Raw genomic sequence first — 21808 nt, forward strand, 5'->3', positions numbered from 1 at the left:
CACCATCGCCCGATGGGGTGAGCCGGTTTGCGGTGATCCACTAGCGTCTGCCCCATGCCAGTTCCCGAGTACATCACGCGGATGCGTAAGCACGTCGGACACGACCTGCTCCTGCTGCCCGGCGCGGGCGCTGTCGTCCGCGACGACCAGGGTCGTGTCCTGCTGCTGAAGCGCTCCGACAACGGTCAGTGGTCGCTGCCGGCCGGGATGATCGAGCCCGGGGAGCAGCCGGCCGAGGCGATCCTGCGGGAGATCACCGAGGAGACCGGGATCGTGGCCGAGATCGAGAAGCTGGCCGGGGTCGCGGTCCACGAGACCGAGTACCCGAACGGTGACCACTGCTCGTATCTGGCCGTCTGGTTCCGGTGCCGGGCCGTGAGCGGCGAGCCCCGCCCCGACGGCGACGAGTCCCTGGAGGTGGGCTGGTTCGCCGAGGACGAGATGCCCCCGGTCGGCGCTCTGACCAGGCTGCGGATCGCCACCACGGCCGACCCGGACGCCCCGGCCTGGTACGCGCGGCCCGGCGAGTCGCACGAGGCGTTCGGCCGGACTCAGGGGCTCTGAAGCGCAGCCTGGACGATGCGGACGGCCTCGGCCGAGTCGATGCCGAGGCGGGTGATGACGGCCGCGTAGTCGGCGGCGGCCTGGTGGGCCTGTTCGCGGCTCTGCTCGCCGGCGGCGGTCACGAACGAGCCGGCCGCCCCGCGGGTCTCGATCAGGCCGGCTTCCTCCAGTTGCCGGTAGGCGCGGCCGACCGTGTTGACGGCCAGGCCGAGGTCGGCGGCCAGGCGGCGGATGGTCGGCAGGCGGGTGCCCACGGCCAGTGCCCGGTCGTGGATCTGGGCGGCGAGCTGGGCGCGGAGCTGCTCGTACGGGGGCACCGGCGACGCCGGGTCGATGACGATCATGCGGCGGCGGCCAGGGCTTTGCGCGCGTCGCGGAAGGTGATCAGGGCGAGCGCGGTGGCGCTCAGGACGATGAACACGAGCCAGCCGGTGTTCCACGGGTCGAGGCCGGTGTCGAAGACCGACACGACCGGCAGCGACCACACCACGGTGGGCAGGGCGACCTCGCGGGCGTCCTCGACGCGCATGAGGAAGTCGGCTCGGAGTGTGCCCTCGTCGGCGGCCACCACCGGGTGGGTGAGCACGTGGCGCAGCTGGACAGCCGTGCCGATCGCGACGCCGCCGAGCCCGATGAGCAGGATGACCGCCGGGTATCTCGCGGCGCCGTCGCGGACGGCCAGGGCCGCGACGGCCAGCACGGCCGCGCCCGCGTAGATGCTCGCCAGCAGGACCGCCCGGGGGACGCCGAGCACGGTGCGCCAGCCGGGGCGCACGGAGTGGGCCGCGCGCCGCGGCAGCTGCGCCCCGGCGTGCTGGTCGACGCGCCGCACCCAGCGGTCGAGCAGGGACAGGCCGAGCACGAGCCCGGCCACCAGGGCGGTCAGCACCACGAAGGACCAGCGTTCCTGCGGGCCGGACCGGATCGGCAGGACCGACACGTAGACCAGGGCGGTGCCGACGAGGAACAGGGCCGGGAGGATGGCCGCGCCCAGCCGGGCCCGGCGCCGGACCGTCAGGCGCGCGGCCAGCGCCGGTGTCGGTGTGACGCCGGCCAGGCCGCGCGCGGCCAGCCACTGGCGGGCGATCTCGAGCTCCGCAGGACGCATGGCCCCTCCCCAACTTGTCGCAAGTCTTGTCCCAATAGAGTGAGACAAGACTTGCGACAAGTCAACCGGGTCAGAGGCCCAGGGCGGCCCGCACCAGGTCGAGGGCCCGTTCGGGTGGGACGCCGAGGCCGGTCACCTCGTCCGCGTACGCCTGGGCGGCCTTCTGGGCCTGGGCCGAGGTGCCGGCCGCGCGGGCGGTGACGACCGTCCCCAGCCGGCCCCGGGTCTCGACCAGGCCGGCCAGTTCGAGCTCGCGGTAGGCCCGGGCCACCGTGTTCGCGGCCAGACCCAGTTCGGCGGCCAGGGCCCGTACGGGAGGAAGCTTTTCCCCCGCGGCCAGCGAACCCGCGGCGGCCAGGGCGGCGATGCGCAACCGCACCTGCTCGTAGGGCGGGGTCGCCGACCCGGCGTCGATGGTGATGTCCATCAGAGCAGTCTGGGGGGTGTGTTGCCGACGGCGGTGATGGCGCGGCGGATCGGCACGAACGCCAGCAGGATGCCGCCGACCACGAAGAACACGATCAGCGAGATGATGCCGAGCCGGTAGCTGTCGGTGAGCTGGAAGATCAGGCCGAACAGCAGCGGGCCGAGCCAGCTGGTGCCCTTGTCGCTGATCTCGTAGAAGCCGTAGTACTCGCCCTCCTTGCCCTCGGGGATCAGCTGCGAGAACAGACTGCGGCTCAGCGCCTGGCTGCCACCGAGGACGATGCCGATGCCCGCGCCGAGCAGCATGAACGGCAGCGGCTCACCGGCCGGCAGCCAGTACGCGGCGACGATGACGACCAGCCACAGGGCCAGGCTCAGCAGCACCGTCTTACGGGCGCCGATCTTGGTGGCCAGCGCGCCCAGGGCCAGGGCGCCGCCGAACGCGAGGAACTGCACGATCAGGATCGTCACGATCAGCGTGGACTGGGTGAGGTCGAGCTCCTCGCTGCCGAACTGGGCGGCCAGCGCGATGACGGTCTGGATCCCGTCGTTGTAGATCAGGAACGCGAGCAGGAAGAACAACGTCAACGGGTACGCCTTGAGGCTGCGCAGCGTGTGGCCGAGCTGCTTGAAGCCGTCGGTCAGCAGGTTGCCGCGCTCGGTGCTGGCCCCGGCCGCCGGGTGTTCCTTGAGCCAGCGCAGCGGCACGAGGGTGAACACGGCCCACCAGATGCCGGCGGAGACGATGCAGAACCGGGCGATGTCGAGGGTGCGCTGGTCGTCGCCGTCGATCGAGAGCAGCATGACGGCGATCAGGTTGGCCAGCAGGAGCAGGCCGCCGCCCAGGTAGCCCAGCGCCCAGCCTCGGCTCGAGACCTTGTCGCGGTCGTCGGGGGACGCCAGTTGCGGCAGGAACGAGTTGTAGACGACCACGGCCGCGCCGAACGCGATGTTGGCGATCAGGAACAGCAGCCCGCCGAGCAGGTAGCGGTCGCCGGTCACGAACACCATGGAGATGGTGGCGGCGGCGCCCAGGAAAGCGGCCCCGGCCAGCAGCGGCTTCTTGCGCGGGGCGCGGTCGGCGATCGCCCCCATGACGGGCAGCACGAACACGGTGAGCAACACCGACAGGGAGACCACGTACGGGTAGAAGGAGCCGGCGGCGACGGTGATCCCGAACGGGTGGACCCGGCCGGTGCAGTCGTCGGTGCCCAGCGGGCAGCCGGCCGCGATCTCGGTGACCGTGGTCAGGAACGGGCCGAGGAAGACGGTCAGGACGGTCGTCGAGAAGGCCGAGTTGGCCCAGTCGTAGAAGTACCAGCCGGTGCGTTCCCGCCGACCGGCGGTCGGCGGGGTGGTGTCGGTGCCGGGTGCGGCCATGAGTTTCGGCTCCAGAAGTCGATCGTCAGCGCCGAAACTATGTCACCCGGGTGCGACCGAAGGGGAGAGGCCGCGTACTCAGTTTTCGCTCCACCACTTGGCGAGGGTGCTGGTGGCCGGGTCGTCGGACTCGGCCAGGGCGGCCCACGGGTCCTGCGCCTCGCCCAGGTCGACGCCGGCGTACTCGGCGAGCTCCTCCGGGCGTACGGCTTCGGGGGTCTCGTCCAGGGCGGCGGCGGGCACGACGCCGAGGCTGCCGGTGTCGATCCACGGGAAGCCGTCGACCGGTTCGGGCAGCTCACCGACGTCGACGGCGGGCGGGAACACGTCGAGCGGGTCCTCGACCGCCGCCACATCGGTCAGTTCGGCCGGGTGGTCGTCGACAACCGTTTCCGAGTACGCGCCATCGTCGTGATGCTCGAGAGGCGGAGCGGCCGCGCCGTGGTCGTCGTCCGTGTCGTACAACTCGTGATGATCATCGAACGGGGGCGGTTCGTACGGTTCGGCGAGCGGCTCCTCGAAGTGCGGGAAGTCGTCGTGGTCGCCGAAGTCGTGATGATGGTCGGTCATCGGTCCTCCTCGTGGGGCACGGGCGTCAGCGCCCGGGCCTTGGACAGTGCCGCGTCGGCGGCGCGCAGCCTCGCGCGGACCCCGTCGAGTTCCTGCTGGGCGGCGGCGCGGCGTTTGCTACGGCCGGCCGCGTCCTCGGCGGCGGCCGCGTCGATCTCGGCGATGTGGGCGTCCAGGTCCTTCAGGCGTTTCTCGACGGCGTCGTCGACGGCCACGCTCAGGGCGTACTGCAGGTCGGTGAAGCGGTTGGCGATCTCGTCGGCCAGGGCGGCGCGGGCCTCGCCGAGCACGTCGCGCAGCCAGATGCGGGCCTGCTGCCGGTCGGTCTGCACCCGCCGCCGGTACAGCACGTACCCGCCGGCGGCCAGGCCCAGGCCGATCCCGGCGACCGGGATGAGCAGCCCCCCGCCGACCGCGAGGACGGACGCGCCGAGCATCGCGCCGCGCCCGGCCATGAACGCGATCCCGCCCGCCGACAACGCGATCAGCAGGTTGTCGGCCGAGCCGTCGCGCGGCGGGGTGGCGTCCATGGCGTGGCGCAGGGTGGCGTTGAGCCGGCCCAGCATCTCGGCCCGTTCGGTGTCGTCGAACACCGACGCCAGCACCTTCTCTCCGACCAGCGCGAACGTCTCTTCGAGGCGTTCGGAGAGCTGCACGGCCACCGCCTGCAACTCGGCGTCGAGCTGTTCCGGAAGTTTGGCCAGCGCTTCGCCGCGGCCCGCGTCGATGCGCTCGGAGAACTCCTGCTGAACGGCGGCGATGCGGGTGCGCAGCTGTCCGACCGTCTCGACCCGGGCCCGCTGGGTCTCGGTGCTCAGCAGCAACGTCCACTGCCGCGACTCGGTGCGTTTGCGGGCGGCCAGCGCGGCCCGTTCGGCCCGCAGCTGCGCGGTGCGGGCCGGGTCGGCGTCGGCCGCGGTGACCCGGTCGCGGGCGGCCGCTTCCAGCCGCAGCAGATCCCCGCGGGCGGCGCGCAGCACGTTGGCCAGTTGCAGCTGGTGGCCGCGGCCGGCCAGTTCGACCAGGGCGTGCTGGAGCTCGGCGATCCGTGACGCCTCGACCAGCGCGGCCTGGTCGTCAGCTCCGGCGTCGACGGCCAGTTCGGCCAGCGTGGACGACACCGCGAACCAGGCCGCCTCGGCGAACCGGGGCGCATGCGCCTGCAGCAGCGCCTTGTTGTCGTCGAGGATGCGCCGCCACCCCGCGAACGCGTCGATCTTGGTGAGGGCGAAGACGACGGCGTCGACCCGTTCGCTCGCGGCGACCAGGAAGTCGAGCTCGGGTCGCGACAGCGGCGCCGACGCGTCGGCCACGAACATCAGCGCGGTGGCCCGCTCCACGGCGGCCAGCGCGACCGCCGTGTGGGCCGGGTCGAGCCCGCCCACGCCCGGCGTGTCGAGCAGGCTGACGTAGCGCAGCAGCGGCGCCGGGTGGCTGACCTCGATGCGGCGGGCCCGCTGCTCACCGGTGGCCCAGTCGCGCAGCCCGTCGATGGTGATCGGCTCGGCCGAGCCGGGCAGCCACGCCCGCGCGCCGGGTGTTCCGGGCACGAACTGCAGGTAGGTGGCGGTGGCCACGGCCGCGTCGACCGGGGACAGGCCGGGCACCCCGAGCAGGGCGTTGATCAGTGAGCTCTTGCCGCGTTTGGTCTCGCCGACGATCACCACCTCGGGGCGGGTCAGCCGGCGGCGGCGCAGCTCGGCCAGCTCGGCCCCCGCGTCGGGGTCGTGGGTGCGTACGAAGGCCAGGGTGTCCTTGACCGCCGTGTCCAGGGCCGTGGTCAGATCGGTCATCGGTGCACCTGCGGGCTGCGGAGCTGCTGGGACAGGATGTGGAAACCGCGCTGGGCGATCTGCGCGACCCGCGACTGGGCGGGCCCGGCCCCGGCCACGGCGTACACCCGCCACCGGTTCGCCGCCGACACCGCCGCCGCCGCCAGCTCGTCGGGGCCGGCCTCGGGCAGCCGCAGGATCCAGCGCGGGTCCTGCGAGGTGGCCAGGCGGGTCAGTTCCTGCTCCCACTCGGCGGGCATCGGCACCGAACCGGTCGCCACCCGCTGCGCCGCGTCGAGCAGCCGCAGCCGGTGGTAGGCGGGATCACGCAGCAGCCGCTCGACCCCGTCGCGCAGCCGTTCCCGGTCGTCCTCGTCGCGGGTGTGCCCGGCCAGACGCTCGAGCCGCGACAACGCCCACCCGGCCTTGATCGCGTCGGACCGCCACCGGAACGTCTCTTGCAACGTGTGCTGCAGCCGCGGGAAACCCGACGCGGCGACCAGGCGGCGCACCAGCTCCCCGGTGGACACGCCCGGCTCGGCCGCCAGCTGGGCCAGGGCGAAACCGATGCCGTAGAGGTCGAGCAGCGTCAGCAGCCGCTCCCGCTGCTCGGCGCCGACCGGGGCCCGGCGCGTACGGAAAAGGTCGACCGACGCGGTCAGCAGCCGCAACTCGGCCGCGGGCAGCTCGGCCAGCCGCTGCAACGCCTCCCGGTCGGCGGCGGTCAGCCGGCCCGACTCGCCCGTCTCGGCCAGCAGACCCACCACCGGCACGACGTCGGACACCGTGCGCGACAGCAGCGCCGCCTGCTGCTCGGCCAGCGGCGCGGCCACCGGCCACGGGTCACCGGCCCCGCCGACCAGCGTGTCGGCCTTGCCGAACACCCCCAGCGCGTTGATGGGGCTCGACGCCAGCCGCGCCGACGCGTCGCGGAACGCCTCCAGCGCGCGCACGTCGTCGGCCCGCACGGCCTGGGTGAACACGTAGACGACGGCCTCGGCCGCGGCGACCTCACCGGCCGAGTCGGCGTCGATGTCGGCGTCGAACGGGGCCGTGGACACGCCGACGGCCTGCTCGGCCCGGGCGCTGACGACCGTGTCGGTCGACGCCAGGCCCGGCGTGTCGACCACGGTCAGGTCGCGCAGCTTCTCACTGGTGAGGGTGACATCCACGTAGGCGACCCGGGAGGCGGGCATGCCCAGCCGCTGCGGGATCATGCCGTCGTCGTCCAGCGGCAGGCTCTTGCGGACGCCGTCGCGGCCCACCACATCGACCCGGTCGGCCGGCCCGTACCGGAACCGGGTGACCACCCGCGTGCACTCACCGACCGCCGTCGGGGCCACCCGGCGCCCGATCAACGCGTTGACGAGTGTCGACTTTCCGGCTTTCAGACGACCCGCGATAGCAACGCGTAGCGGCTCACCGAGCCGGTCGCGGATCTGTATGAGCTGCCCAGCGGCCTCTTTCCCGACTCGAGCGGCCATTTCGTCACAGAGCGTCGCTACGCTGGCGCTCAGCGGGCCGCTCACCACGACTCGTCAGCCGGGCACACTGTCGGGGAGAATGTGCAGACCACGGCGGGTGTCACGGCCGGCCCTCCCTCGCGTCCAGGGGCGGGCGAAGCTCACCCGCCGCAGGGACAGCCTACGGATGGGGCAGGTGCAGGGGATCCCGTGTTCGTGCCACGCCAGAACTATTCGGGGGGAGGGGGTCAGGTGGCGGAAGCGCTGCGTCAGGCCGCCGCCATGCTGCAACGCCCAGGTCTCGTCGTGCTGACCGGCCCGCCCGGCTGCGGCCGGACCACGGCCCTGCGCGAGATCACCGCCGCGGTGCCCGGCCCGGTCCACGCCGGGGGCGGGCTCGCGATGCTGCAGACCGTGCCCGCCCTCGCCCTGTCGCGGGCCGTGCGGGCCCGGCTGCCCGCCGACGACGTGCACCTGCTGGCCGAGGCCGTGCGCTCCCGCGTGCGCGGCGGGCTGCTGGTGCTCGACGACCTGCACTACGCGGATCCGGCCACGCTGGCCGCGCTGCCGTTGCTGGCCGCCCGCTGCCGGGTGCTGGCCGCGGTGCGTACGCCGCACCGGCTGCCCGCGGGGGCCGTCGAAGCGCTGCGACAGGCGGCGGCGGGGTGGATCGAGGTGCCGCCGCTGGACCGGGCGGGCGCGCTCGAGCTGGCCCGCCGCAACGCCGGAAACCTCGACGAGGCCACCCTGACCGCCGTCGTCGATCGGGCCGGGGGCAATCCCCTCGCCATCACGGCGCTGGCCCGCCAGGCAGCGGCGGGCCGGGCGGCTTCCGGGCCCGGCATCGACCAGGTGGCGTATGCGATCGCCACTGCTCTGGCTGATCTGCCGCGGCCGGCTCGTACGGCGCTGGCCGCCCTCGGACTGCTCGGGCGGCCCGCTCCGGCGGGCCTGCTCGGCCCCGGCGCCACCGACCTGCTCGCGGCCGGCCTGGTCGTCCCGGCCGCAGTCCTGCTGGGCTCAGCACCCGCGCAGGGCGCCCAGGGGGACGAGCTTTTGTTGCCGGTGTCGTCCTATGTGGCCGAAACGGCGGCGGGGCTGCTCGACGGGCCGGCCCGGGTCGAGTTGCACACCCGGCTGGCCGAGCTGACCCCACCGGCCGAGGCGGCCCGCCACCTCGCGGCGGCCGGCGACCTGGTGGCTGCGCACCGGCGGGCCCTGGTGGCCGCCGACCATGCCACCGGGGGTGACCGGGCGGCGCTGCTGCTGTTCGCCTGCGAACTGGACGTGCCGATCGACCCGCGGGTCCGGCTGGCCGCGGCCGACGCGGCCCTGACCGCCGGCCGCCCGTCGGCCGCGGCCCGGGTGCTGCAGACCGGCGAACCGCTCGGGCCGGAAGCCGACGTGCTGCGCGGCGAAGCCCTGCTGCAAGCGGGCGACCCGGCCGGGGCCCGAACTGCCGTGCGGTCGGTGCCCGACGCCGCGACCGGCCCGGTGCTGGCCGCCCGCGACCGGGTGCTGCTGCTGGCCGAACTGGCCACCGACCCGTCCGGCGCCCAGGACCTGGCCGGCAAGGTCAACGCCCGCCATCCCCAGCCGTCGCCGGGCGTGGCGGCCGCGCTGGCCGCGGTCCAGGCCCACTTCCGCGCCCCCGGCTGGGACGTCGCGCTGGCCGCGGCCGCCCGCAGCGGCGATCCCCTGATCGCCCGCTGGTCGGCGTGGCTGCTCGTGGAACAACTGGGCGCCGACGGCCGCCTCACCGACGCCGCCGACGCGGCGCTGGCCGCCGCCCGCGACAGCGCGGCCGAACTGGCCTACGGCTGGCAGACCCGCTTCACCGCCGCCGCCGACTGGGCCCTGGCCCTGCACGGCTCCCTCCCGGGTGAACTGGTCGCCCACACGGCCGCACCCACTGCACCTGGCACTCGACAGGCCGCGCCCGCTGTACCCGGCATCGAACCGGGTGCGCGCGCCGACGCGGGGACGAGCCAGTCCGGGGTCTACACAACGGGAGGGCCGGAGCTGTCCCGCGCAGCCGGACCGCAAACTGCGCCCGGTTTCGCGACCGGGCCGGATCGCGCCCACGCGTCCGACGCCACCTCCCCACCGGGCATGCGCGGGCCGGGCGCCGGGGGCGGGGCTGTGGCGGCCGGGTCGGTGGTGGCGGCTCGGATGTGGGACGGGGCTGACGGCGTACTGAAGCGGGCTTCGAACCTGACTGATCGGGCGCTGCCGGACGAGGCGCGCGGGTATGCCACGGCGGCGGCGGCCCTGATCGAGGCCGACACCGGGTTGCTGGCGGCGGCGCGGGCGCATCTGGACGCGGCCGGGGTCGAGCATCCGGCCACGGCGTGGGTGGCGCAGGAGACGGCCTGGCTCGACGGGCAACCGGAGCGGGCCGCGCACAGCCCGGCGCCGGGGGCGGCCGGTCTGCTGGCCGGGTTGCACGCGATCACCGCGCAGTGGGCCGCGCACGATCTGGGGGAACTTTCCGCGGCGCCGGTTCCGGGCGGGCTTCCGGGCGCGGCGCGGCGTACGCTGACCGCCTGGGCCACCGGCACCGGCTTCACGGCCGCGGCGGACAGCTGGCGTCCGGTCGCCCTGCGCGAGCGGATCCGATGCCTGCTCGCGGCCGGGGTGACCGACACCGACCCGGCGCGGGCCGTGGCCGCGCTGCTGTCCGCGGAGCAACTGGCCGACGCGGCCGGGCTGACCGTGCTGGCCGGCCGGGCCCGCCGCGGGTTGCGCCGCCACCACGTGCACCGCGACACCCGCAGTCCCCGCTCGGGTGACCAGTTGACCCGCCGCGAGACCGACGTCCTGCGGCTGGTCGCCGCCGGTGAGCCGACCCGCCGCATCGCGGGCCAGCTCGGCATCTCGGCCGAGACGGTCGACACCCACATCCGCGCCGGCATGCGCAAGCTCGGCGCCCGCACCCGTACCGAAGCAGCCGCCCTGGCCTTCGCCACCCACCCATCAGAAACCGATACGAATGAGACGCACAAGGATGGCCGGTGACCAGACAGCCCGACGCTCCACGCCACGTCGTCGCCAATCACGGCGACGCCGACACCGTGATACGCCGCCTGACCCGGGACGGGTGGGTGCCGCGCGACGGGTTCGCCCTGCCCGACCCGGCGTGGGACGTCACGGGCAGCCGCCTGGTCCTGCACGGCCGGGTCGGTGATCCCGACACCCTGCAGCTGGCGGTGCTGGCCGCGGCCCGCGGCGCCGGCATCGTCGCCGTGTGCGACGCCGAGTCGCAGCTGGGCCGGGCCCTGATCGACGACCTGGGCCGCCTGGGCCCGGTCAACCAGGGCATCGCCGAGCCGGTCAACGACCATTCGGTGGCCGATCTGGTGCCCGAGCAGCGGGCCCTGCTCGACCGGCTGGCCGCGGGGGACACGATCGCGGCCGCGGCCGCCGCCGAGTTCCTGTCGCTGCGTACGGCCAACCGCCGGATCGCCGAGGCCCGGGCCATGTTCGGGGTCCGCACCACCCGCGAGGCCGTCCTGGCGTATCTGCGCCAGCGCGGCGCCCCACCGCGTCAGCACTAGACCGCGACGGCTCGGCCGCCAACGAGCCCGTCACGTCCCGCTCGACCATTGTTCGTGGGCAGTCACCAGGCGCCGCCACAGCGCGGCCCGCTCGGCCCCGGTCACGTCGCCGAGAGTGAGCCCGAACAGATCACCCAGAGCAGCGAAGTACTGCTGCGGCTCGGCCAGAACCGTCCGGGTGACCGTCTCTCCGACCCGGGTCAGGGTCAGCCCGCGCAGCACGTCGGCGCCGCCGGAGTCGCGGCGTTGCACGGTCGCCGTCCGCGCGAAAGGCGAGTCCGGCGAGTTCCACAACTGCTCGTGCCGGGCCGCGAAGGCCTCCATCGGTACGGCCGCGGGCCGGAAATCAATGCCGGCGAACCCGCCTCGCGGGTCGTGGTCGAACCGCCAGCCACCACGCTCCGCATCGGAGGGCCTCAGACCGTACGTGAACGGTCCCTGTCGATGTTCACCCTCGGTCAGCGGGACCGGTTCGGACGGCCCGTCGCCGAGACCGACGTCCACCAACCACTGTCCTTGCGGCAGCTCGACGGTCAGCGCCAGGTGGTTGCCGTTGGCCCCGGCGTTGGGCGTGCCGTGGCGTTGCACCCCGCCGGCGTGCCGGGTGACCCGGTAGCCGAGGCTGTCGAGCAGCAACGCGAACGCCCCGTTGAGGTGGTAGCAGTAGCCGCCGCGCCCGCGCACGATCCGCTCGACCGACTCCGCCGGGTCCACGGTGGTGGCCCGCCCGAGCCAGATGTCCAGGCACTCGTACGGGATCCGGTCGGTGTGGGCCCGATGCAGCGTGCGCAGGGCGTCGGCGCTGGGCGGTGCTGCCTTCACCCCGAGCCGGCGCAGGTAGGCGTCCATGTCAGCCGGCTCGCCGGGCCGTCTGGACCATGTTGAGGTAGTACTTGCGGACCGTCCCCGCGGGCCGGGCGGCGATCATGCGGCGGATCTCGGCGAACAACGCCTGCCGTTGCGCGGCGGGCATGGCGATGTGCCCGGAGTAGGTCGACAGCAGTGTCAGGTATTGCTCGGCCGTGTAGTCCTGGCCCCAGACGTAGCGGTGCACGACCGGTTCCTCGAAGCACCCGCTGGCCCGGATCGCCTCGACGTCAGGGTCGGTGAACTTCCCGGGCGGTTCCGGGCCGTCGCTGCCGTCGCCGAGGCCGAGCCGTTCGTACACGGGTTGCACCTGGTTGAAGAAGTCGTCGGCGCCTGTCGGGCACACGTGGGTGGTGGCGACAATGGCGAGGTGCCCGCCGGGGCGCAGCAGTTGCGCGGCCCGGCGGTAGGCGACCTGGTGGTCGAGCCAGTGCCACGACGTCGCCGCCACGACCAGGTCGAACGGTTCCGCACCGTCGGCGTCCCACTGCTCGAACGGCGACTCTACGACCTCGACCTCGCCCAGACCGGCCAGCACCCGCCGGGCCACCGCCGCCAGCTCCCGGCCCGGCTCGAGTGCCACCACGGACCAGCCGCGCGCGAGCAGCCCACGGGTGGCCTTACCGGTCCCGGCGCCGATCTCGAGCACCCGGGCGGTTGAGCTGTCGAGCCCGGTGGTGACGGCGAGGTCGTCGAACAGTCGTGCCGGATATCGTGGCCGGGCCTGTTCGTAGATATCGGCGGCGGTGTCGAACGTCGTGGCCAACCCCGTGTACGGACCGGTCGTCATCGGGAGACTCCTCACGCGATAAATGGGCGGGCGGCTGCCGGGCCACGATGGTAGACACCCCGGGTGCAGACAACACTGAGTTTCCCCGATGTGGTGAAGCTGATCGACGAGCGTTCGCAGGCTTTCCGTACGGCCGTGGCCGCCGCGCCCAGTCTCGACGCGACAGTGCCGTCGTGCCCCGAGTGGACGCTGCTCGATCTGGTGCGCCACCTGGGGGAGGGCCGTCAGGCCTGGGCCGCCACCGTCGCCGCCGGAGCGTCCGCGACCACGAAGGCCGTTCCGCGGGGCCCGGCCGTGCCGGACGACCGCGACGCGCTGGACGCGTGGCTGGCCACCTCGACCCAGCAGTTGCTGGACGCGCTGGCGCAGGCCGGCCCCGACCGGGGTTGCTGGACGTGGTGGGACGACGCGCAGTCGCCGCCGACCGTCGCCGCGGTGGCCCGGCACCAGTTGCAGGAGATCGCGGTCCACACGTACGACGCCCAGCTCACCGCTGGGGCCGCCCAGCCCCTGCCGGTCGAGGTGGCCGTGGACGGGGTCGACGACTTCCTGCTGACCTGCTGCTCGACGACCTCCCCGTGGCCGCACGAGCCCGCCACCATCGGCTACGACGTCACCGAGGGCCGGTCCTGGCGGGTCGACCTGTCCACCGCCGGGGCCCGCATCGAACGGGTGCCCGCCCCCGATGCCACCGCCACTGCCTCGGGCTCGGCCAGTGACCTGGTGCTGGTCTTCTACGGCCGCCTGCCGCTCGAGACGCTGACGACCGGCGGCGACCGGCGCGTCTTCGACCGGATCATCGCCTGGGACCCGAGCACCTAGAACCTTGGCGATCGGCCGACCGTCTCGGGTCGGCCAAACCCCTCTGCCCGTTGTCGAGGGCCGGCCGACCCGGATACTGGCTGAGATGCGGATGTTCCTGGTGCGGCACGCCATGCCGGAAGTCGACCCGGCCGTGCCGCCGGAGGCCTGGCGTCTCGGCGCGGACGGTGTGGCGGCCGCGCGCGCCCTCGATCTGCCACCGGACGCGTACCTGGTGGCCAGCACCGAGTCCAAGGCCGCCGAGACGCTGCGGGCAGCTGTCCCCGGCGGCCACGTCGGGCAGGACGCAGGTTTCGACGAGGTGCGCCGCCCCCACGAGTGGCGCGACGACCATCAGGAGCGCGCCCACGCGTACGTGCAGGGAGCGTTGCACCCCGGCTGGGAACCTCAGAGTGAGGTAGCCGCCCGGTTCACCGCCGCCGTCGCGCGTCACGCGGCCCGGGCCGGCGCTCACCCGCTCGTGGTCGGCACCCACGGCATGGCGCTGACCACCTGGCTCGCCGACCGCCGGCTGATCGCCGGCGCGCCCGGCGCGTTCTGGGCCGGCCTCGCCTTCCCCGACATCGTCACCGTCGGCCGGCCGTGACGGGGAACTCGCGGCTCACCCCACCCCCTCGTCGCGGTCGGCGTCACCTTGCGGCTCCGTCGTCGTCGGCGCGCGGGGACGGCGTTCCTGCTCGCCGGGTACGACAATTCCGCGATGGACGTCTACTGGATCGGCGGGGGTAGCGGCGCCGGCAAGAGCACCATCGCGCGGCGGCTGGCCGCCCGGCACGGACTGCGACTGTACGACACCGACGCCGTCATGGCCGGGCACGCCCGCCGCAGCGATCCGGCGAGCAGCCCGCAGCTGGCCGCGTTCATGGCGATGAGCATGGACGAGCGGTGGCTGCGCCCGCCGGCGGTCATGCTGGACACGTTCCACTGGTTCCGCGGGGAGAGCTTCGACCTGATCCTCGACGACCTGGCCGCCCTGCCCGACGGACCGCCGGTGGTCGCCGAAGGTTTCCGGCTGCTGCCCGAACTCGTACCACAGGGGGCTCGGGCGGTGTGGCTGCTGCCGACCCCGCAGTTCCGGCGGGCCGCGTTCGACACGCGGGGCTCGACCTGGCAGATCGCCGCCCGCACCAGCGACCCCGAGCGGGCGCTGGCCGGGCTGCTCGAACGCGACGAACTGTTCACCGAACGCCTGCGCGCGCAAATCCGGGCCCGGGGCCTGAAGGCGATCGATGTCGAGCCCGGCCTGACCGAGGACGAGCTGACCGCGCTGGTCGAGGACGCGCTCGGCCTGTGAGAGTCGGGTGCCGGACAGCACGGATCGCCGGGGGACGATAAGGTTCCCCCGCTATGCGTATGACGTCACCCGGGCGGGGGCCGAAGTGACCGAAGCGGTCGGCCGTGTGTGGCCTCGAACCGCCCGGCTGGACGCCCCGCAGATCATCGACCGGATCGCCGACATCACCGGTGTCCGGTTGATCCTGGAGGGTCCGGCGCCCGGCGGTGAGGTCGGCGCGGCCTTCGTCCGGTGGCCCGACGGGCGGCGTTCCGTGCTGACCGAGGGGCGTTCGCGCAGTGGCCCGCTCGTCGACCGCGCCCGCCGGGCCGGGGTGCCGACCGCCCGCCACGAACTGGCCGCGCACGTCGACGGGTCGCGTGTCATCGTCCAGCAGCGGCTGCCGGGGGCCCCGCCAGAAACTGTCGACCAGCACCTCGTACGCCAATTGGTCGCTCTCAACGACCGGCTGGCCGGGCTGCTGCTGGATGTGCCCGCGCCGAAACCCAGCGAGCTCTACCTGACCTCCGACGGGCCCGGGTTCTGCCTGCACCAGCCCCTGGCCGAACACTCCGCCCGCACGGCGGCCCTGCTCGAACGCATCCACGCTGTCGGCGCCGCGAACGGGTCGGCGATGGTCGGCGACGACCTGGTGCACTTCGACTTCCACCCCGGCAACGTGCTCGTCGACGACGGACGGGTGACCGGGCTGATCGACTGGGACGGCGCGACCCGCGGCGACCGCCACTTCGACCTGGTCACGCTACGGTTCTGGCTCACCGGCCGGCCCGACGAGCTGCTCGCCCCGATCGACCAGCGCCTGGCCGGCATCTCCCGGCGCCGCCGGGACGCCTACTGGGCGCACATCAGCCTGCGCATGGTCGACTGGTCCATCCGCCACCACGACGAACCGGCGGTGGAGCACTGGCTGACCGTCGCCGAATCAGGCCTGGACGGAGATCGGCGGCCGAGCTGAGCCGTGCGATCATTGTCGGCCTGATGACCAGCACCCCCGCCCCGCTCATGTGGCGTTTCATGCTCGCGCTCTCGCGCGTGGTCGTGTTCCCGCTGTGCCGCCTGCATGTCTCCGGCGACATCCCGGCCGAGCTGCGCGCCGGCCCGCTCATCCTGGCGGCCAACCACGTCAGCCCGTTCGACCCGGTCGTGATGACCGCGGCCTGCCACAAAGCCGGCATCGCCCCGCGCATCCTGGCCACCGGCGGCCTGTTCACCGCGCCGATCGTCGGGGCGGCGATGCGCAAGGCCGGGCACATCCGCGTCGACCGCAACACCGCCCACGTCGCCGACGCCCTGCCCGCCGCCGCCCAGGCCCTGCAGGACAGGGCGCTGGTGCTGGTCTATCCGGAAGGCCGCATCGGCCTCGACCCGTGGATGTGGCCCGAGCGCGGCAAGACCGGCGTCGCCCGCATGGCCGCCACCTCGGGCGCCCCGGTGCTGCCGGTCGCGCAGTGGGGCGCACACGCCGTCCTTCCGTACGAGACCCCGAAGCACATGCTGCGGTCCGTGCTCCGGGCCATCCGGCGCCGCCCGGTCGTGCACGTCCGCTTCGGCACCCCGGTCGACCTGACCGGGCTGTCCGGGACGGCCGGCGCCCAGGCCATGCAGGCGACCCGCCTGATCATGGACGGCATCCACGACACCCTGATCCCGCTGCGCCCCGGCGAGCTGGAGACCCCGCATTTCGTCGACGTGACCCGCGCCGTGGACATGGCTCGGGTCCGCCCCCGCCGCCCCGCCCCCGACCAGCCGGCGGCGCCGATCCCCGCCGCGCGGCACCGGCTGCGCCTGCGCCGCCGCGTCTCCCAGCGATGACCCGTCCCGCCGGTGCTCGACCGCGCTAAGGCTTCTCGGTCAGCTCGGCCAGCCGCGCCTCGACCTCGGCCAACTCGGCCCGCAACCGCCGCGCCTGCTCCTCGGCCTCGGACCGCTCGGCCGACAGGATCTGCTCCACCGCCTCGTGCACGCCGGGCACGTCGACCAGCGCCACCATCCGCAACGCCTCGGCCGGGCGGATCATGTAGGGCTTGGCCAGCACCTTCGAGCCCTGCGAAGCCGCCACCGTCCACTCGCCCTCGCCGTAGGCCAGCGTCACCGTCAGAGCGGGCGGAGGTTTCGGCTTGGCCGACCGGCCCGCCGCCTTCCGAGGCCCAGGAGCCGCCGTCACGTCATCGCCACCCTTGCGCGGCGCGGGCGCGCCCGGCTTGTCCTCGCCGGCGACCGGCGCGCCGTTCACCTTGGCCGCCTTCTTCGCCGCCGGCGCGGGCTGGTCGAGCACGAACGCCGGCCCCGGTGGGGCCACCGGCTCGGCCGGGGCGGGAGCCGGCGCGGCCTTGCGGGCCACCGCGCCCCGGGGCGCGATCTGCAGATCACCGGGGGAGAAGGGCAACTCGTCGCGCCCGAACTTCACCACCACCCACTCGTCGGACTCGGCCGGATCACCCAGCCCGATCACCTGGCCGAGCTGCCCCGCCATCTGCCCCGCGGCCTCGGTGAACAGGACCCGGGGCTTGCGCCCGGCGGCCAGCCCGTCACGGATCGTCTGCAACTCGTCGGTGCTCAGCCCAGCCATCGCCCCAGCCCTCCACACGCCTTCGAACGTTTGTATGACACTTCTACCAGGTGCCCCCGACAGTTCCGAGCACGGGGCAGCGGACACCCGCCCCGTTCCGGCAGCATCGGCGAGATGCTGCACATCCACCACTTCGGCGACGAACACGGCACACCGGTGATCGCCCTGCACGGGCTCACCGGCCACGGCGGCCGGTTCCGCACCCTGACCGAGAACCACCTACCAGGCGTACGGGTCCACGCGCCCGACCTGCGGGGCCACGGACAGTCCACGACCCACCCGCCCTGGACCCTCGAACAGCACGCAGCCGACATCCTCGATGTCCTCGACCACCTCGAACTGCCCCGAGCCGTGATCGTCGGCCATTCCCTGGGCGCCACCATCGCCGTACACCTGGCCCGGCTCGCCCCCGGCCGCGTCGAACGGCTCGTCCTGCTCGACCCCGGCATCGGCCTGCCCCCGGCCGTCGCCGAGCAACGCGCCGACGGCGTCCTCGACCCGCCCACGTTCGACACGCCGGAACAAGCTTCGGAACAGACCGCCCGCCACTGGCCCCCGGAAGCATCCGGGCTGGTCGACGCCGAGATCCGCGACCATCTGGTCCAGCAGATCGACGGCCGCTGGCGGTTCCGGTTCAGCGTCCCCATGGTCGCCGCGACCTACTCCGAACTGGCCCGGCCGGCGGTCACCCCACCGGCCGGCACCGATACGACCCTGGTCGTAGCGCTACGCTCCAAAGCAGTTCCACCCGGCTACGCCGGCATGTGCCGTGACGCGCTGAATAAAGACTTCCGCCTGGTCGAGCTCGACTCCGGGCACCAGGTCCACCTCGAACGCCCCGCCGAGGTGGCCGCCCTGATCACGGGCAAAGACTGATCACGGGCAAAGACTGATCACGGGCAAAGACTGATCAGTGGAACAGCTTGAGCCCGACGACCCCCGCCACGACCAGCAAAAGCGACAGGATCCGCAGAATATTGGCCGACTCGCCCAGGAACACCATCCCGGCCAGCGCCGTGCCCACCGCGCCGATACCCACCCACACCGCATAGCCCGTGCCGATGGGAATGCTCCGCAGGCTGTAACCGAGCCCGATCATCGACGCCACCAGCGCCACCACGAAGATCACGCTGGGCGTGAGACGGGTGAAGCCCTGCGAACGACCGAGCGCGACCGCCCACACCGACTCGAGAACACCAGAGACCACCAGAACGATCCAGGCCACGACGACACACCACCCTCATGCGGTCGTCTTTGCCTGCCGGGTACGACACGTCCTCGTCCGGGATAGCCGCTGCTGCGGTACCAAAACCCACGTTAGCAAACACACGGCGACCGGCCAGTGACGCAATACTCCCGGCCAGACGGGTCACGCAACGTCGTCCAATCACCCTCGACCCGCCGCACGACAACCGCCCCCAGAGCAACGTGCCGCGCCACCTCCCGATCGACGTCGTCACACGCGAAATCCAGATGCATCCCCGCCCGCGACGCCCCGACCCGCTGCAGCAGCAGCTTCAACGGCAGGCCCGTACCCCGCTCGAGATGCTCGAACTCCGGCCGGTCGGACGGCCGCCGCACCCACCCGGTCAACGCCGACCAGAACCCCGCCTCACGATCAAAATCCTCTTCCGGTACGTCGACACACACCTGATCGACCAGGCTGACCGACCCGCCCGGCCACGCCACCGGCGCCGGCCGCGTCACCTCACCCGCCCACGGCACCAGGCAGAACACCGCACCGGCGGGGGAACGCAACACCACCAGCTCACCGTCGTCGAGCAGCACCACCGCACCCAGCCCCACCGCCTCCCGAGCCGCGGCCGGCACGGACGTCACATGCAGATCCAGATGCGTACGCGGGGGAGAGGCCGCTAAAACCTGCACCCGCAGATACGCGTCCCCGTCAGCGGGCACCAACGTCGCGAAATCCCCCCGCCGCGCCGACAACGACGTGCCCGTCACCGCCAGCCAGAACCCCTCGACCGCCCGCGACGGCGAATCCACGAACCCGGTGACCCACCGGACCTCCACAAGATCGCCCCCTGTCAAAATTCATCCACCTCGAAGGAGCAACCCGATGAAGTGGACAACCCTCGGCAGCGCGATCATCTCAGAGGTCAGCGCCAGCCTCGCCCTGCGCGCCGCCGTCGACCACCCCGCCTGGTACACCCTGGTCGTCGCCGGCTACATCGCCGCCTTCATCCTCATGTCCCTGCTGCTACGCCAAGGCATGCCCATCGGCGTCGCCTACGGCATCTGGGCCGCCAGCGGCGTCGCCCTCACCGCCCTCGCCGCCGCCGTCATCTTCGGCGACCCGCTCACCTGGCTCATGACCGTCGGCTTCGCCGCCATCATCGGCGGGGTCCTGCTCATCGAGATGGGCTCGCGCCCCGAGGAAACCGCGTGAGCTACCTCTACCTCGCCTTGGCCATCACCCTGGAGATCAGCGCCACCATGGCCCTGCGCGTCTCCGACGGACTACGCGTCAAGAAATGGATCGCCCCGATCCTGCTCGGCTACACCGTCTCGTTCACGCTGCTGTCCCTGGCTCTGCAAGAAGGCATGTCCATCGGCATCGCCTACGGCATCTGGTCGGCCATCGGCATCGCCGGCACCGCCATCATCGCCAAACTGGCCTTCCACGACCCCCTCACCCGCAAAATGAGCGCCGGCATCATCCTGGTCATCATCGGCGTCCTTCTCGTAGAACTCGGCAGCCACTGAACCATGAACATCCGCGACGCCACCCCCGCCGACATCCCCGCGATCATCAGCATCGGCCACCAGACCTGGCCCCCGACCTACGCCTTCGCCGGACCCGACTACATCACCCACGGCCTGGTCACCTGGTGGTCCGAGGAAGCCATCCACCGAAGCCTCGACAACACGACGGTCCTCATGGCCGAGAACGACCACGGCCCCCTCGGCACCGGAAACATCGACCTCCGCGGCCCGACCGCCATCATCTGGAAGCTGTACGTCACCCCGGCCGCCCAGGGGACAGGCGCCGGCTCAGCCCTGCTCCAAGAACTCGTCCACCGCGCCGGCGGAACACCCGTACGCCTCGAACACCCCGACGGCAACACCCGGGCCGCCCGCTTCTACGCCGCCCACGGCTTCACCGAACTACGCCGCGAACCCGCCGACCACCCCGGCTGGCCCGACACCGTCTGGCTGGAAAGGACCTGACCCATGCTCACCGGCGCCGTCATACTCGAAAGCCTCGCCCCCGGGACCGTACTCGACGACACCCACGTCCAGCTGCACAAACTCACCCGATACGCGATCGACGACAACACGCCCGAGCAACCACAGGTCTGGACCGTCCTCGAATTCACCAGCACCGCCGACCCCACCGAACTGGCCCACCACTTCGCCCGATCCCTCACCGGACGAGGCTGGTACACCAGCTACGACACCGACGACGAAACCTTCGTCATCTTCCCCGGCCAGGTCTTCCACTACCGCACCGGCGACACCCAGGCCCGCGCCGAAGCCGAGACCTACGCCCGCGCCGCCGGCGTCCCCGAATCCCAACTCGACTGGTAACCCAGCCAGATCCGAAACGCCGGGGGAGAGGAGCCGATGCTAAGTTGCACCACGAAGGTCATGAGTGCCAGCGCACAGCCCCGGCTTGCTGGCCGGCAACCCTCCGCTCGCGGGCGGGGTGCTCCGGGTGACGACCAGGCCGGCGCGAACCCGCCCGGCAAGCCGCCGGCCGAGGAGTGCACCACCATGCCCCCAGTCACCTTCAGCGCTGCCGGCTCCGCAGACTCCACCCGCATCGCCGCCCTGCACGCCGACAGCTGGAGACGGCACTACCGAGGCGCCTACGCCGACACCTACCTCGACGGCGACCTGCTCAGCGAACGCAGCGCGGTCTGGGCGTCCCGCCTCGCCTCGCCCACCGGCACCGCCACCATCATCGCCGAACGCTCCGGCCACCTGACCGGCTTCGTACACGTGCTCCTCGACGCCGACCCACACTGGGGCAGCCTCATCGACAACCTCCACGTCCACCACACAGAACACCGCACCGGCGTCGGCACCCAACTGATGACCCACGCCGCCCGAGCGGCCATCACCCACGGCAAGACACGAGCCCTGCACCTCTGGGTGCTCCAGCAGAACACCCGCGCCCAAAAGTTCTACGTCGCCTGCGGCGGCACCGTCGTGGAAACCGGCACCGTCACCGCCCCACACGGCAACGCCGCCTTCCTGAACGGCAAACCCACCAAATACTGCATGGCCTGGCCCGACGCCACACCACTGGTGGACACGAGCAACCGAATCCGCTCAGAGCGCCGGCCGCACACCAGCTCGACCATCACCCCGGACGCCGGATGAACCCCTCCAGCACACGTTGACCCGCTCACAGCCGACGGGCAATCGCAGCGCCCATGCTCCCGCGAGAGCGAGACCGTCCACGCGACGATGCGCCCGCGCAGGCCGAGTCGAACCGGCCTGGGCACACGCGAAACGACACCGACACCGCATGCGCCCGCACCCGCTCGCGTCCCAGGAGCGCGGCGGCAAACAGCGATAGCCTCACGGCCGGCGCTCCCGAGCCGAGGAACGACCGGCCCAAGGGCAGCCGGCGGCCGGCTCGATTCAACGGCGGGC

General features: G+C 72.8%; 26 protein-coding genes and 1 riboswitch. Of the genes, 14 read left to right on the plus strand and 12 right to left on the minus strand.

All coding sequences use genetic code 11. The features are described from left to right. Positions 1-54 precede the first annotated feature (54 nt). Positions 55-564: an NUDIX hydrolase gene (locus M1L60_RS03225; RefSeq protein ID WP_253235734.1), complete on the plus strand. Its 510-nt coding sequence runs from the start codon at positions 55-57 to the stop codon at positions 562-564. On the opposite strand, the gene M1L60_RS03230 is transcribed toward M1L60_RS03225, so the two are convergent. The 7 genes from M1L60_RS03230 to M1L60_RS03260 form a co-directional block, all read right to left on the minus strand. Beyond that, positions 552-908: a GntR family transcriptional regulator gene (locus tag M1L60_RS03230; protein WP_253235735.1), complete on the minus strand. Its 357-nt coding sequence runs from the start codon at positions 906-908 to the stop codon at positions 552-554. The genes M1L60_RS03225 and M1L60_RS03230 overlap by 13 nt on opposite strands. Next, positions 905-1672: a hypothetical protein gene (locus tag M1L60_RS03235; RefSeq protein ID WP_253235736.1), complete on the minus strand. Its 768-nt coding sequence runs from the start codon at positions 1670-1672 to the stop codon at positions 905-907. The genes M1L60_RS03230 and M1L60_RS03235 overlap by 4 nt, the downstream gene beginning before the upstream one ends. Before the next feature lie 70 nt (positions 1673-1742). After that, on the minus strand, positions 1743-2099 hold the full coding sequence (locus M1L60_RS03240; RefSeq protein ID WP_253235737.1) for a GntR family transcriptional regulator: 357 nt from the start codon (positions 2097-2099) through the stop codon (positions 1743-1745). After that, the gene (locus M1L60_RS03245; RefSeq protein ID WP_253235738.1) at positions 2099-3478 is read right to left on the minus strand and encodes an MFS transporter; all 1380 of its coding nucleotides are present in this window, start codon (positions 3476-3478) and stop codon (positions 2099-2101) included. Before M1L60_RS03245 ends, M1L60_RS03240 begins: the two co-directional genes overlap by 1 nt. A gap of 78 nt (positions 3479-3556) precedes the next feature. Continuing rightward, positions 3557-4048 (minus strand): hypothetical protein, encoded by a 492-nt coding sequence (locus tag M1L60_RS03250; RefSeq protein ID WP_253235739.1) that lies wholly within the window; start codon positions 4046-4048, stop codon positions 3557-3559. Further along, on the minus strand, positions 4045-5841 hold the full coding sequence (locus M1L60_RS03255) for a dynamin family protein (protein WP_253235740.1): 1797 nt from the start codon (positions 5839-5841) through the stop codon (positions 4045-4047). The genes M1L60_RS03250 and M1L60_RS03255 overlap by 4 nt, the downstream gene beginning before the upstream one ends. Further along, positions 5838-7304: a dynamin family protein gene (locus tag M1L60_RS03260; protein ID WP_253235741.1), complete on the minus strand. Its 1467-nt coding sequence runs from the start codon at positions 7302-7304 to the stop codon at positions 5838-5840. The genes M1L60_RS03255 and M1L60_RS03260 overlap by 4 nt, the downstream gene beginning before the upstream one ends. A 231-nt stretch (positions 7305-7535) precedes the next feature. On the opposite strand from M1L60_RS03260, the gene M1L60_RS03265 reads away from it, so the two are divergent. Together M1L60_RS03265 and M1L60_RS03270 are read left to right on the plus strand one after the other, a co-directional pair. After that, entirely contained in the window at positions 7536-10301 is a 2766-nt protein-coding gene (locus M1L60_RS03265; RefSeq protein WP_253235742.1) for a LuxR C-terminal-related transcriptional regulator, read from the plus strand. Continuing rightward, positions 10298-10840, plus strand: coding sequence for a LuxR family transcriptional regulator (locus M1L60_RS03270; protein WP_253235743.1), 543 nt, complete (start codon positions 10298-10300; stop codon positions 10838-10840). The genes M1L60_RS03265 and M1L60_RS03270 overlap by 4 nt, the downstream gene beginning before the upstream one ends. A gap of 30 nt (positions 10841-10870) precedes the next feature. Here M1L60_RS03270 and M1L60_RS03275 read toward each other — a convergent pair whose 3' ends face one another. Next, positions 10871-11689 (minus strand): arylamine N-acetyltransferase family protein, encoded by an 819-nt coding sequence (locus M1L60_RS03275; RefSeq protein ID WP_253235744.1) that lies wholly within the window; start codon positions 11687-11689, stop codon positions 10871-10873. A gap of 1 nt (position 11690) precedes the next feature. Beyond that, positions 11691-12497, minus strand: a complete 807-nt coding sequence (locus M1L60_RS03280; RefSeq protein WP_253235745.1) for a class I SAM-dependent methyltransferase — start codon at positions 12495-12497, stop codon at positions 11691-11693. Positions 12498-12560: 63 nt separating this feature from the next. Here M1L60_RS03280 and M1L60_RS03285 point away from each other — a divergent pair, with 63 nt between their 5' ends. The 5 genes from M1L60_RS03285 (at position 12561) to M1L60_RS03305 (ending at position 16425) form a co-directional block, all read left to right on the plus strand. Beyond that, a complete protein-coding gene (locus M1L60_RS03285) occupies positions 12561-13319 on the plus strand; it encodes a maleylpyruvate isomerase family mycothiol-dependent enzyme (protein ID WP_253235746.1) in 759 nt (252 codons plus the stop codon). Between the two features lie 85 nt (positions 13320-13404). Then, complete coding sequence (locus M1L60_RS03290; protein WP_253235747.1) at positions 13405-13905, plus strand: histidine phosphatase family protein; 501 nt, start codon at positions 13405-13407, stop codon at positions 13903-13905. Between the two features lie 114 nt (positions 13906-14019). After that, entirely contained in the window at positions 14020-14613 is a 594-nt protein-coding gene (locus tag M1L60_RS03295) for a shikimate kinase (RefSeq protein ID WP_253235748.1), read from the plus strand. A gap of 106 nt (positions 14614-14719) precedes the next feature. Further along, on the plus strand, positions 14720-15568 hold the full coding sequence (locus M1L60_RS03300; protein ID WP_253235749.1) for a phosphotransferase enzyme family protein: 849 nt from the start codon (positions 14720-14722) through the stop codon (positions 15566-15568). A gap of 23 nt (positions 15569-15591) precedes the next feature. Beyond that, the gene (locus M1L60_RS03305) at positions 15592-16425 is read left to right on the plus strand and encodes a lysophospholipid acyltransferase family protein (RefSeq protein WP_253235750.1); all 834 of its coding nucleotides are present in this window, start codon (positions 15592-15594) and stop codon (positions 16423-16425) included. A 25-nt stretch (positions 16426-16450) separates the two neighbouring features. On the opposite strand, the gene M1L60_RS03310 is transcribed toward M1L60_RS03305, so the two are convergent. Then, positions 16451-17182, minus strand: coding sequence for a hypothetical protein (locus M1L60_RS03310; protein ID WP_253235751.1), 732 nt, complete (start codon positions 17180-17182; stop codon positions 16451-16453). A 114-nt stretch (positions 17183-17296) separates the two neighbouring features. On the opposite strand from M1L60_RS03310, the gene M1L60_RS03315 reads away from it, so the two are divergent. After that, positions 17297-18058 (plus strand): alpha/beta fold hydrolase, encoded by a 762-nt coding sequence (locus M1L60_RS03315; protein ID WP_253235752.1) that lies wholly within the window; start codon positions 17297-17299, stop codon positions 18056-18058. A 34-nt stretch (positions 18059-18092) separates the two neighbouring features. On the opposite strand, the gene sugE is transcribed toward M1L60_RS03315, so the two are convergent. Both sugE and M1L60_RS03325 read right to left on the minus strand, forming a co-directional pair. Continuing rightward, positions 18093-18407 carry a quaternary ammonium compound efflux SMR transporter SugE gene (gene sugE / locus M1L60_RS03320; RefSeq protein WP_253235753.1) on the minus strand — a complete coding sequence of 105 codons (315 nt, stop codon included), beginning with the start codon at positions 18405-18407 and terminating at the stop codon, positions 18093-18095. 92 nt (positions 18408-18499) lie between these two features. Further along, on the minus strand, positions 18500-19216 hold the full coding sequence (locus tag M1L60_RS03325; RefSeq protein WP_253235754.1) for a VOC family protein: 717 nt from the start codon (positions 19214-19216) through the stop codon (positions 18500-18502). Positions 19217-19262: 46 nt separating this feature from the next. On the opposite strand from M1L60_RS03325, the gene M1L60_RS03330 reads away from it, so the two are divergent. The 5 genes from M1L60_RS03330 to M1L60_RS03350 all read left to right on the plus strand — a co-directional run bounded on the left by M1L60_RS03330 (position 19263) and on the right by M1L60_RS03350 (position 21532). Further along, positions 19263-19592 (plus strand): DMT family transporter, encoded by a 330-nt coding sequence (locus M1L60_RS03330; protein ID WP_253235755.1) that lies wholly within the window; start codon positions 19263-19265, stop codon positions 19590-19592. Continuing rightward, a complete protein-coding gene (locus M1L60_RS03335) occupies positions 19589-19909 on the plus strand; it encodes a DMT family transporter (protein WP_253235756.1) in 321 nt (106 codons plus the stop codon). Before M1L60_RS03330 ends, M1L60_RS03335 begins: the two co-directional genes overlap by 4 nt. A 3-nt stretch (positions 19910-19912) precedes the next feature. Then, a complete protein-coding gene (locus M1L60_RS03340) occupies positions 19913-20374 on the plus strand; it encodes a GNAT family N-acetyltransferase (protein ID WP_253235757.1) in 462 nt (153 codons plus the stop codon). A 3-nt stretch (positions 20375-20377) separates the two neighbouring features. After that, on the plus strand, positions 20378-20734 hold the full coding sequence (locus M1L60_RS03345) for a hypothetical protein (protein WP_253235758.1): 357 nt from the start codon (positions 20378-20380) through the stop codon (positions 20732-20734). Between the two features lie 56 nt (positions 20735-20790). After that, a riboswitch (SAM riboswitch) is annotated at positions 20791-20904 on the plus strand. Between the two features lie 16 nt (positions 20905-20920). After that, positions 20921-21532, plus strand: a complete 612-nt coding sequence (locus tag M1L60_RS03350; protein ID WP_253235759.1) for a GNAT family N-acetyltransferase — start codon at positions 20921-20923, stop codon at positions 21530-21532. Positions 21533-21808 lie beyond the last annotated feature (276 nt).

Source organism: Paractinoplanes aksuensis (assembly GCF_024137025.1).
Lineage (GTDB): Bacteria > Actinomycetota > Actinomycetes > Mycobacteriales > Micromonosporaceae > Actinoplanes > Actinoplanes aksuensis.